Source organism: Bradyrhizobium sp. USDA3516, from assembly GCF_057651995.1.
Map to the genome: position 1 here is coordinate 420,069 of NZ_JBYGYN010000006.1, position 11,255 is coordinate 431,323.

The 11,255-nt window shown below is 62.1% G+C and carries 11 protein-coding genes and 1 tRNA gene; 4 read left to right on the forward strand and 8 right to left on the reverse strand.

Annotated elements, in window-relative coordinates; genetic code table 11:
• The first annotated feature begins 121 nt into the window (after positions 1-121).
• Positions 122-514 (forward strand): NUDIX hydrolase, encoded by a 393-nt coding sequence (locus AC24YW_RS21440; protein WP_487484573.1) that lies wholly within the window; start codon positions 122-124, stop codon positions 512-514.
• Positions 515-619: 105 nt separating this feature from the next.
• On the opposite strand, the gene AC24YW_RS21445 is transcribed toward AC24YW_RS21440, so the two are convergent.
• The gene (locus AC24YW_RS21445; RefSeq protein WP_487484574.1) at positions 620-904 is read right to left on the reverse strand and encodes a hypothetical protein; all 285 of its coding nucleotides are present in this window, start codon (positions 902-904) and stop codon (positions 620-622) included.
• A gap of 498 nt (positions 905-1,402) precedes the next feature.
• Between AC24YW_RS21445 and AC24YW_RS21450 the strand changes: the two genes are divergently transcribed.
• Positions 1,403-4,501 (forward strand): DEAD/DEAH box helicase, encoded by a 3,099-nt coding sequence (locus AC24YW_RS21450; protein ID WP_487484633.1) that lies wholly within the window; start codon positions 1,403-1,405, stop codon positions 4,499-4,501.
• 246 nt (positions 4,502-4,747) lie between these two features.
• Here the strand turns inward: AC24YW_RS21450 and AC24YW_RS21455 are convergent, their stop codons facing one another.
• Together AC24YW_RS21455 and AC24YW_RS21460 are read right to left on the reverse strand one after the other, a co-directional pair.
• Positions 4,748-5,845 carry a hypothetical protein gene (locus AC24YW_RS21455; protein ID WP_487484575.1) on the reverse strand — a complete coding sequence of 366 codons (1,098 nt, stop codon included), beginning with the start codon at positions 5,843-5,845 and terminating at the stop codon, positions 4,748-4,750.
• A gap of 129 nt (positions 5,846-5,974) precedes the next feature.
• A complete protein-coding gene (locus AC24YW_RS21460; protein ID WP_487484576.1) occupies positions 5,975-7,969 on the reverse strand; it encodes a phospholipase D-like domain-containing protein in 1,995 nt (664 codons plus the stop codon).
• A 404-nt stretch (positions 7,970-8,373) separates the two neighbouring features.
• On the opposite strand from AC24YW_RS21460, the gene AC24YW_RS21465 reads away from it, so the two are divergent.
• Positions 8,374-9,045, forward strand: a complete 672-nt coding sequence (locus AC24YW_RS21465) for a hypothetical protein (RefSeq protein ID WP_487484577.1) — start codon at positions 8,374-8,376, stop codon at positions 9,043-9,045.
• Between the two features lie 13 nt (positions 9,046-9,058).
• On the opposite strand, the gene AC24YW_RS21470 is transcribed toward AC24YW_RS21465, so the two are convergent.
• The 3 genes from AC24YW_RS21470 to AC24YW_RS21480 all read right to left on the reverse strand — a co-directional run bounded on the left by AC24YW_RS21470 (position 9,059) and on the right by AC24YW_RS21480 (position 9,959).
• Positions 9,059-9,229 (reverse strand): hypothetical protein, encoded by a 171-nt coding sequence (locus AC24YW_RS21470; RefSeq protein WP_487484578.1) that lies wholly within the window; start codon positions 9,227-9,229, stop codon positions 9,059-9,061.
• A 322-nt stretch (positions 9,230-9,551) separates the two neighbouring features.
• A complete protein-coding gene (locus AC24YW_RS21475) occupies positions 9,552-9,710 on the reverse strand; it encodes a hypothetical protein (RefSeq protein WP_164936882.1) in 159 nt (52 codons plus the stop codon).
• Between the two features lie 111 nt (positions 9,711-9,821).
• On the reverse strand, positions 9,822-9,959 hold the full coding sequence (locus AC24YW_RS21480) for a hypothetical protein (protein WP_487484579.1): 138 nt from the start codon (positions 9,957-9,959) through the stop codon (positions 9,822-9,824).
• Between the two features lie 368 nt (positions 9,960-10,327).
• Here AC24YW_RS21480 and AC24YW_RS21485 point away from each other — a divergent pair, with 368 nt between their 5' ends.
• Positions 10,328-10,540, forward strand: coding sequence for a hypothetical protein (locus AC24YW_RS21485; protein ID WP_487484580.1), 213 nt, complete (start codon positions 10,328-10,330; stop codon positions 10,538-10,540).
• A gap of 82 nt (positions 10,541-10,622) precedes the next feature.
• On the opposite strand, the gene AC24YW_RS21490 is transcribed toward AC24YW_RS21485, so the two are convergent.
• Positions 10,623-10,970: a response regulator gene (locus AC24YW_RS21490; RefSeq protein ID WP_275512788.1), complete on the reverse strand. Its 348-nt coding sequence runs from the start codon at positions 10,968-10,970 to the stop codon at positions 10,623-10,625.
• A 190-nt stretch (positions 10,971-11,160) separates the two neighbouring features.
• Positions 11,161-11,236: transfer RNA gene (locus tag AC24YW_RS21495), tRNA-Lys, on the reverse strand.
• Between the last annotated feature and the right edge of the window lie 19 nt (positions 11,237-11,255).

The following is an 11,255-nucleotide window of genomic DNA, read 5'->3' on the forward strand; positions in this document are numbered from 1 at the left end:
CTGCCCGTCATGCCGCTCCGCGATCGGGTCGGTTCGGCCTGTGATCAAGGCGCGCCGCTAACTTGTCTGTTCGACTAGACAAGTTACCATTGGGTCGATTCTGTTTTCGACAACGGCAGCAATGGCAAAGTCTTCCAAGCTGGTTGCCGCCAGGCGCGGCAAGGTATTGTTGGTCAGACGTCGGTCGGACGGCCTGTGGATGTTTCCGGGCGGCCGCAAGCGTGCGCGCGAGTCGGATAAGGACTGCCTGCGGCGGGAGATCAAGGAGGAATTGCCCAAGCTGAAGCTCGGCCGGATCAGCCTCTGGAAGGAAGTGAAGGCGAGGAACAAGCGCTCCGGCCGCAAGATGAGCGACGCGATCTTCATCGCCAAGTCCGCCAAGGGCAGGCTGGCGATCGGCGACAAGAAGGAAATCGACCGCGCCGCCTGGCACAAGCCCCGCGGCATCCGACTGACGGCGACCTCGCGCTACATCCGGGACCGCCTGTTTCCGCGCAAGCGGCGGCGAAGCTAAGCCGCTAGAGCATGATCCGGAAAAGCGTGAAGCGGTTTTCCGAAAAGACCATGCTCAAACAATAACCTAAGGCGCGATGACGGTTCATCCTCATCGCATCGCGCGTTAGTCCTCCCGCGCCGCCGATCGCATCCGTCCGGCAAATCTCCTCGACTGCGCCACCTCCGGCTCGGGTGCGGCAAGCTTCGCAGCCTGGAGCTCCCGCATCTGCTTGCGGACCTGGCGCGCGCTACGCATCGCCCGCTTGATGAAAGGATGCTGCGAGTCCTCGGCGAAGAACAGCACGATTTCGCAGCTCGGACATTGCCTGGAATAGCCGTCCTGCAACCGGTTGGCGCGATCGCGAAACACGTTCTTGCACCGCGTGCACTGAACCTGGACCGAACTCATGCGCGGATGACAATCGCTTTGAAATGGATCGTCAGCTGATCCGAAATGTCTGAAGAAAGCTTGAATGCCGGCCCTGGCTGGATGCCGCCGGACATCGCGAGCCAACAAGGGGTGTGAACCAGTTCACAAGCGCGCGGTGCAACCGCTGCTATGAAGACGTCATTGCTTGACCGATTCATTTTGAACGAAACGCCCCAGCGTGGCTCCAAGCGCTGGGGCTTTTTCGTGTCTCCATTCTTGCGCCAAGAGCCAGATCGAAAGGGATCGCGCCGCCGCCTCGAACGTTGTCGAGGAGGGGTGCGTTCGCAGGGCAAATCCCATATGCATGGCGCCGAGCTGCCGATTCGAGGGCAAGGCGGCTCGCATTCAGTTGCGGCAGTTCGAGAGCAGAAGCGGGTCCAAGTGAGGCTTTCCAGGAAGGCAAGGGTGGCCAAGAAGCCGCCGAAGAAGAGCAAAGGATCGCAGCGCGCCACGATCTCGTCTTCGTCGCCCCTCGGCATGATGGCCCTTCATCTGCTTGGACAATGGAAGCAGTCCGGACGCGGCGGCATCGTGTTTCTCGCCGAGAGCGAGAACAGGGCAGAGCGGCTCGGGAGCGTCATTCACGCGCTCGACCCCGCCTGCGAGGTGCTGGTGTTTCCGCGCCTGAACACCTTGCCGTTCGATCAGCTGGAGCCCTCGCACGAGCTCGCGGGGCGCAGGGCCTCCGTGCTGAGGCGCCTCGCGAAATCCAAGAAGCCGGTGTTTCTCGTATCGACGGCGGAAGCGGTGATGGAGCGGATGCCGCCGCCGGCCAGCCTGTCACGCCTGAGCCTGAGCTTGAAGGTGGGAGGCGCGTTCTCCGAGCACGAGCTGGAGTCCCGCCTCCAATCCCTCGGTTACGATCTCGACGATGAGCCGGACTATCCGGGCGGTGCGCTGTTCCACGGCCAGACCTTCGAGATATTTCCCGCGGGCGCGCTGGGGCCGTTCCGGATCGAGCATTCGCAGCACACGATCAAACGGATCGTGGCGTTCGACCCGCATGAGCACAGGATCATCTTCGAGACCAGGGAGCTGCTTGTCGATCCCATGTCGGAACGGCTCGGCCTTGCCGGCAAGGGCGGCAAGCGCGCGACCCTGTTCGATTATTGCGCGGGCGCCAAATGGATCGCCGATGCGAGCGTCCCCTCGCATGCCGAGGGATGGCTCGACACGATCGAGGAGGCCGCGCCCCGCAGCGAGCGCCAGCGCGAATATCTCGGGCGCAGCGATTGGAAGCGGCTCTCCAAGGGCATCAAGGTGCTGCCGCGAACGGCGCCGGTCCAGGCCATCCCCGAGTTTTCGAAGCTGACATCCTCCCGCAAGGCGCTGCGCGGCTTCGTCGAGGAGACGCGCCGGGCGGGGGCGCGGCTGATCCTCGTCGCCGCGCACGAGGACGATCTGCGCGTGATGGAGCGGATGAGCGGCGTCAAGGCGGAGCGTTGCGAAGACTGGGAGGAGGCGGCGCGCGGGCGGGGCGGCGAGGCGGCGCTGCTCGCCGATCTCGATGCCGGCTTCGTCGTGCCGGCGAAGAAGCCTCTGGTCGTGGTGACGGCGTCCGACGTGCTCGGCAGCCGCGCGCATCATCCGCAGCCGATGGCACGCGCCTGGAGCGCGGCCTTCGACCACGCCGATGCGCCGGAGCAGGGCACGGTGGTCGTTCATCTCCAGCGCGGCCTTGCCGTGCTCGACGGGCTGCAGACCGTCAACACCGGCGGCGGCGCGATGCGCGAGATGATCCGGCTGAAGTTCGCCGGCGACAATGCGGTGCTGGTGCCGCCGCCCGATCTCGCCTTGATGTGGCCTTACGCCGCCGAGCTCGGCAAGGTTTCGCTCGACAAGGCGGACGGCAGCACATGGTGGGCGCGTCGCAGCGAGGCCGAGCGCGAGATCCAGATCGCCGGCAAGGCGCTCGCCAAGCACATCAGCCAGCGCCGGCGGCGGCGCGGGGAGAAGCTGGTGCCGCCGGGATCGGCCTACGAGAAATTCGTCGCGCGCTTTCCCTACTTCACGACGATCGACCAGGCCCAGGCGATCCGGGACGTGCTGGATGATCTCGCATCCGGCCATCCGATGGACCGGGTGATCTGCGGCGATGTCGGCTTCGGCAAGACCGAGGTCGCGTTGCGCGCGGCGGCCGCGGTGGTGCTGTCGGGCAAGCAGGTGGCGGTCGCGGTGCCGACGACGGTGCTGGCCCGCCAGCACGTCGCGACGTTCCAGAAGCGCTTTGCCCCGTTCGGCATCGAGGTCGGCAACCTATCGCGCGCGACCTCGGGCGCGGCGCTGCGGGAGACCAGGGAGGGCCTGCGCAGCGGCCGGATCAAGGTCGTGATCGGCACGCAGGCGCTCACCGGCAAGGACGTCAGGTTCGACGATCTCGGCCTCGTCATCGTCGACGAGGAGCAGCATTTTGGCGCGGCGGAGAAGGCCAAGCTCGCCGGCCTCGCCAGGAACGTCCATGTGCTGATGATGAGCGCGACGCCGATCCCGCGCACGCTCGCCGCGGGCCTCGCCGGTTTCCGCGATCTCAGCGTGATCGCTTCGCCCCCGGTGCACCGGCTTCCGGTCGCAACGAGGATCGCGCCGCTGTCGGATGCGGCGATCGCCTCGGCGCTGCTGCGCGAGCAACGCCGCCACGGCCAAAGCTTCCTGATCTGCCCGCGCATCCAGGATCTCGATCCCATGCTGGCGCGGGTGCGGGCCGTGGCGCCGGACCTGCGCATCGTCTGCCTGCACGGCAGGCTGGCGGCGGACGAGATCGACGACCGCATGATGAACTTCGTCGAAGGCCATGCCGACGTCCTGCTCGCGACCAACATTGTCGAGAGCGGCCTCGACATCCCCCGCGCCAATACCATCGTGGTGTGCTGGCCGGAAAAGTTCGGCCTCGCCCAGCTGCACCAGCTGCGCGGACGGGTCGGCCGCAGCGGCATCCGTGCCTTCGCGCATCTGCTCACCGAGACCGAGTCCGGGCAATCCGAGAAGCGCCTCGCCGTGCTCGAGGAGTTCAGCCGGCCGGGCGCGGGCTTTGCCATCAGCGAGCGTGACCTCGACCTGCGCGGCGCCGGCGATTTGTTCTCGGAGCAGCAATCCGGCCACGTCCAGGTGTTCGGGCCGGTGCTCTACAGCCATTTGCTGAAGATGGCCTCGGAGAAGAGCGACGAGCAGCTGTGGGTGCCCGATCTCAACCTGCCGGTCGGGGACATGCTGCCCGAGAGCTATGTGCAGTCCGAGCCGGTGCGGCTCGAGCTCTATGCCCGCGCCGCACGATGCAACGACGAGGACGACCTCGACGACCTCGAGGAGGAAACCTCCCGCCGCTTCGGACCCTTGCCCAAGCTCGCGCGCGATTTCTTCGCCGCGGCCAAGCTCAGGATCGAATGCAAGCGACGCGGCATCATCCGCCTCGACGTCGGCCCGGAAGCTGCGGCGGTGACGTTCCTGCCCGGACGCCTGCGCAAGTCGCGGGGCAAGTCGCTGCAACGCGACGGCGACCGCGTCGTCTATCACAGCCCGATGCGCGATGCGCCGTTCGAGCGGGTGGAGGAGCTGTTCGAGCTGCTGGACGAGGGGTAGGCACATCAAGTCGCGAAAACAACCCCATGCACAGTAGCTAAGTGCTTCCGGCATAAGAAGTTTTGCGTTCGCCTCAATCGTGCCCGCGGCATGGCGTGACTGGCGGCGGCTTAACGCGTTCTCTGGGGGGCCGGCTGGCCGGCTTGCGATAGCCGGTGGTCCTGCCCAAGGCGATGTGCCGGAAGTGCTCACGGAAGGGCATCAAACCCAGCTGAACCGCTACGAACGGCCTTGGGCATCCAAGTCCTACGTTCGAAACTTCTCCGCGATGGCATCGATAGTCGCGAAGACCGGCTCAATGGAATAGCCGGCGATGAACGAAAGGGCCGAGACGGAGATTCCTTCCGGTGCGCCCTTCGTCCAGAGCACGGTGATGACGATGCCCACGATTGAACCAAGCACAACCCTGAGAAGGTGCCGCAAGCCAGAGGTGCTCGTGAAGGTGCTTTCGCGGACTTGTTCGGAGATCATTCTGACGACATACGTGCAGGCTCCGAGCATGCCGAGCAGGGCCGGCAAGAAGCACACTTTCAACATTTGAAGCCGGGTGGCAGCCTGATCTCTCCGCCTTTCGACTTCGCGCCGCGTCTCGAAATAGTTGAAGAAATTGACGAGGTTCTCCTGCAGATCCTTCATCTTCGTCTGATCGTTCAAGCCGCCTTTGTCATAACAACCATCTGACGATGATGGCGGTCGGGGGCAGTCAGGATAGACGCTGACGAACAACATCCGAAACACCGTGGCATTGGCCTTTTCATAAAGCTGGTCTGACGTCAGAAACAATTTAAGCACGTTCTCATTCAGGTCGTGGGCCCATTGTTTCGTGGCCTTTGGCAGCGACAGATCGGAGAGAGTTGTATCTGACGATATGCCGTTCGGCGTATCGATGAGAAGATTGCGGATATTTTTGACGATCATGTCGCCTTGTCTGCCCAGATCGTCGATTTCCTTGACGAGTGTATCGCCCGCAGCGGTGACAAACAGCGAAAGAGCTGTCGCGATGAGGAGCGCGAACAAGGCGTATGAAAATCGTCGCGCGCACCGCAGAGGCCACGACGATAAGTAGGTGGGTCCGATCCCCCAAAACGACGCATGGGGCTGTATCACGGAGCCTCGGAATGTATCGGCCGTGACAGGCTTCAGGTGAGAGCAAAGCCTGTCGTAAGCCGTCCAGAAGTCCGTAGCGACGGCCAATGTCCATGTGTTTGTGGCGCGCGCGTCGAGGGCGGCTTCGATCTTCGAAATGACGTCAGTCGCCAGGCCGGCCTTGTTTTCCGTGGCAAACCGAATGAGGCTGGAGCTGATATCGAGCGCAATATCTGTCTCCGGCTGGATGGCAGGCATGGTTTTGCCCTCCTGAGGCGAAAAGCGATCCGCTTCAAAAGTCATGATGGTCAAAAAAAGACGGCCGAGAAGCGTGAACCTCGCGGCCCAGGCGGCACCCCGTCATTGGCGGCGAGGAAAAGTTACCCGCTAGCTTCGCGGCCTTTTTCTCTTCGCTTTCTTTTTTGTGCTCTTGGCTCCCTTTGCCGACTTGCTCTTGGCGGCCTTCTTTGCGGGCTGCCCCTTCGACCGCTTGGTAGCCGCCTTCTTCGATCCCGCGGCGCCCTTTCGCGCAGCGTTCGCCTTGGCGCGCTTTTCCTTGGCGCGTGCTTCCTCGTCCTTGAAGACATCAGGATCCTTTGCAGCCCGCGTGGACCAGTTCAGCGCCGTGTCCGCGAAGAACATGATCCTGCGCGTGCTCTTGAAGTTTCCATCCTGGAAGAACGGCTCGATCCATTCTGCCCCCGGATCCAGCAAGGCTGCTTTCCTGGCGGCCTCTTCCTCGTTCTGTCCGGCAATGGCGGCTCGATTGGCCGTCATTCGAAAGAAGAAATGGCGGAAAATGCGATCGAACTCGGTGAGGTAGATATCGGCAACGCGCTTGTCGCCGCGGATCAGAAGCATGTTCTCGTCATTCGCAGTCAGCGAATTGCCCGAGAAGTTGGCCGAGCCCGTGCACACCAATGGGTCGTCCGACAACGGGTCGACGAGCAGGAACTTCGTGTGAACAAAGAAGACGAAGCCCTTGCCGTCCTTGCGGGCGAGCTCCTCTTCCACGAACCACTCTTCGAGCGGAAAATTCGGAATAGGAACGAGTTTCGTTCCGCCCTTTCCCGTTTCATTTTTGAAAGAGGTCTTGGTCACCTTGCCCAGCACGGAGCCGTTCGACATGATCAATCGACCGCGGCTGGCGCGTTCAGCCCGGCGAGCGTCGGCGGTCGCAGGCTTCTCGAGAAGCACAAACCGCATCGAGTCTTTTGCCTTGCCGAGCGAACGAAGCAGAATGGGATCGACCGTAAACGCAGCCGTGAACATCGACGAGGTTTGTGCATCCTCGATTCGTTTTCCGTACCAATCGAGCAGGTTGTTGGCCACCCGCGGAGAGAAGATCGCCGTGACCGGCTCTTCCGGCACGACGTTCGGCGGGTTCGGGGTGAGTGCGACCGCCGCCAGCCGTGCGGGCTTGGCGGTGGGATTGCCGGAAAGCACCTTCCAATATTCGAAGAATTTGACAGGGATGGCGCCATCTTCGCCGCTGTCGTCCGTCACGAGGTGCCCAACGTTGGTCTGCCCCATAAAGCCCGAAGGCGTGAAGTTGGTTGATCCGGTCCAGACGGATAGCGGCTTGCTCTTGTTGTCGAGCCAAACGATGAACTTGTTGTGGGGTATCGGAGGGCGCGTCCGTTCGATCAACTTGGACGCTGGCAGCTTGACCCGCTGAATCGCCTTATCGTTTTCGTTGGTCTTGTGATAGATGATGTTGACGTCGACTCCGCGTTTGATCGCTGCCTTGAGCGACTTCAACAGAGGGTCATACGTGAATTCGTAAGCGCAGACGCGCAGCTTGTCACCCGGCGGCACGGAGTTGATATAGTTTACGCATGCCTCCTGCAGGCCTCGCGACAGCCAGACGGAGTGCTTCTCCGTCACTCGAAACTCGTCGTCGACCTGGTTGTACATCTCCTCCGTCAGCTTCGTGTTTTGCAGGTCGACCGAATACGCGCGGCTGGCCACCACGCCGCGGTTGAACCAAACACCATGCTTGCCATCGTTTTCGGGCTCTGTTCGGATTTGGAACGTAATCCTGTGACGCTGCTCCATGGCTCCGGGCTCGCCATACAGCGCAATGATCGTATATTCATAGTTGATCTCGGGATCGGCCTCGTAGTCCGACCACAGGAAGCTCTGCACCGGATGCTCTAGCGTCGAGTATTTCGCGCCCTTGACCGGATTTTCGACGACGCTTTCGAAATATTTGGTGCCTTTGAGCCAGCGGGCAGGGCGGCCGCTGTGCGAAACCTGAAACGCGAAGCCGCGCAGCCCTTTTCGAGCTTCGGGCTCCATATCCAGAGCCATCAAAACAACTTGCGAGCCTGCAATGGCGCGGACGCGCAACGGTCCGTTCGCCGCCAAGATTCTGCTCATGCTTCCCTCAAAAAAAGAATATATGAAATGTCTCAACCTTATCGCGAAAATAGGTTTTGTCGAGGCTGAAGCGCGTCTTTGAGACTCTCAAATCCGGATAGATTTGGGGTTTTCGGACGGATCGGACGCTTGCCCAGCCGTCGTGGCGCTTCGTCTCGTCTTCGGGAAATCCGCGAGGATCGCCTTCCGTCGCCGCGGCGTGCCGGCCGATCCCGGTGTGCGCTGGGGCTGAATCCGTAATCGGACGGGACCGCCGAGACGGTCCGCCGGCCGCGACGCTAACCTGGAATTAATTCAAAATGCTCACAATTTGAGGCAGTTGTGTAAGGGTGCTGCGTACAAGGACGCGTCGCGAGGACGTTCCAGGGCGGCTGCCTGTTGCTCGCTCATTGGGGTCAACGCAGATGACCGCGACCATGGATACGGCCAGCTTCGCCGAGGAACTCGACGCAGTCGCGTTGGCAGATGCCGCGGCAGCGCAGCAAGCCGAAACTCCCTCCATTCCGGAGCCGATCAAGCGATCCAGCCGCAAATCGATCATGGCCTTTGCACTTTGTGCGCTGGCCATCAACGGCGCGGCGGCCGTCTACACCTCGCCGGCGGATTTTTCCTCGCTGAACGTCGCTCGCCTGGCCGAGCTGCTTCCGCGCCCGGAAGCGCCCGAGCCGAAGCCGGACCCCGTCATCGCTGCGTTGAAGGACATTCAGGCGGCGCAGCAGCAACACACCGCGTTGCTGCAGCAGAACAGCCAGACGGCGGATCAGAACTCGGCTCTGCTGCAGCAGGATTCGCTGTTGCTGCTGTCGCTACGGCAGAGCATCACCGACGAGCGGGTCGACGTGAAGAAGATCTCCTCGCAGCTGTCGACGCTGATCGCGAAGGTCGACTCGCTGCAGAATGTGATGATGTCGGACGTGACGTCGTCCGTTCGCCGAGCGAATGCGCGCTACGGACTGTCCGCCGCGATGCGCAAGCGGCTGGTGCGCGAGCCCAAGCCGCTGGGGCCTCTGGGCCCGGTGTCGATCGGAGGGGCGCCGTTGAGCGTGCCGGCTGCGGCGGCGGGGCCGGAGAGCTGAGGATGCGTCCTAGCTAGGCCGCTTTCTCCTCGAACGAAGTATAGACCCGGCCTGTGGGATCAACGACCTGAACGTCCCAGCACCCGTCCTCGACCAGCTCCCTGGCCTTTTTGAGAGCCGCGGCGAGCGAGGACCGCTTGAGATTGACGACGCCCGCCGTGTCGAAACCGTTGATTTCAAACATGCCGTTCCTCCGGTTTTGGGGAATCCTACACGTTTCCGGCGCGATGTCAGCGGGTTTGTCAAAGTTTCAGTTGCTGGGCCTTGGCCTCCAACCGTATTCCTGATGGGAAATCGTGGCAGTGATGTCGGCCTCTTTGTCTGCGGAGAGGCGCCAGGCCGCCACTCCGAAGCACAACGTCAGGACCAGGGCCGTCGCAAGCAGAAGCATCGAGACGAAATGGCTCACGCGCGTCACCAGCGGTTGGAAGCTACGAGAGAGCGACACGGGTTCCCGATTCGGAAAATACAGACGGGCTGACCTAAAGCCTGGTTTCCACATGAAGTCACACAGGACCGAAGGCGCTCACGATCCCGATCGTGATCGGGACCAGCGCGACGATCGTCCATAAGGCGGGCGAGCTGGACGACAGGCCGGCGAAAAAGATCAAGAGACCGAAGCCCACAAGGGCCGCCGAGATGGCATAGGCGAGTGCTTTTTCCATCGTTCGATCCACGAGGAAACGGGATGGATTGCGCCTGTAGGACTCACCGCCGATCGAAACGTTCCCATGCTGATCTGGATTGGCGGTGCATCGGCATCTCTGCAGCTCCGCTCAGCATGTCGACCACCACTGTGGCTCCGAACTGTCGAACACTTCGCGCTTGGCTGGATCAGTAGCCAAGTCGCGGATCAAGGCGCGTTCGGCCGCATCTTTGCGAAGTTTCTCGATCTGCGCCAGATAGTCCTTCATTGGCAACTGGCTCCGTTCTGCGCAAACGAAACGTACAAGCAATGTGCGAAAGCGAGCAGAAGTAATTGCCGATTTTTCCTAGTCTTCGGTGGCTTTGGCCTTCCCCAAAGGTCCAAGCACCTCCAGCGGCCCCGGCCTCACACCCCAAAAGCCCCCCACGGTCGGGGCCGTCACTGGCGCTGGGGGCGATTTGCGATCGTAGCGGTGACGCCTGCCTCTGAGCGTTCGCGGATGGAGGAGCCGAGTCGCATCGCACGAACTGCGACAACGGCGCGTCACTCTTCAAAGGAACTGGCTCCACGCCTCTGCATTCCTCGATTGCATGATTTTCCCACTTGTCGGTCGGCTCGGGTGACGGAGGGGCGTACATGGGCACTTTCGATCACACCGCTGTTCTGAAGCAGCGTTTCGATGAGCTTGCTTCTGGGCTTTCCGAACTGGAAGACCTGCGCTCGCGCGTAGTCGCAGCCGAGCAAATGCAAGAGAGGCATAGTCACGAGGGCAAGCCGCCCCCGAAAATTCGCAAGGGTGGCAACCCCAAATCGCGATCAGCAGAAACCGATCGGCCAAAGAGGCGCTAGGCGCGGCCCCCGGTTCACGCTCCAGAACAAGGGCCGCTCTGGAACAGCGGCCCAGCGGAGCATTGACCGCGGCTGGCTGCAGCTAATCGCCCGCGAGCGACTGCATCGCTTCCAAAAGGCGTTCAAGACCGAACGGCTTCTGGAGCATGATGCTCCCGGACACCGGACGCGGAGCGGCGTGCGTGTAGCCGGTCGCGTAGATCACAGGCATGCGCGGATTGGATTGCCTGCACTGGATGGCAACATCCCAGCCCGTCAGCGAACCTGCCAACCTGATGTCAGTGAACAAGAGATCAGGCGCGGCTTCGGCACATAGTTGAAGCGCACGCTCACCGCTGGCAGCTTGCATGACCTCGTGCCCGTGCGTCTCCAGGATGTCGACCACCACGTCTCGGATCAGGTCTTCGTCTTCGGCTACAAGAACCCGCAAGTCGTCCTCCAGTCGCGCTCTTCGTCCGCGACGTGAGGACCATGCGCAGAAAGCGTGGTGTCGGCTGGTCGGGGCCGCCTCCGCCAACTCGGCCGACGAGCCAGCGAGACTAACAAGCTAGAGCAGGGGCCTTTGTTCCTGCCCACCTGCTGAGCCGGACGGCATTTAATTTTTTGCTACCTGATTTTATTGGTGAGCGCGCTGGGGCTCGAACCCAGGACCCCGTGATTAAAAGTCACGTGCTCTACCGGCTGAGCTACGCGCTCCCATGGCCGCTGATGGCTA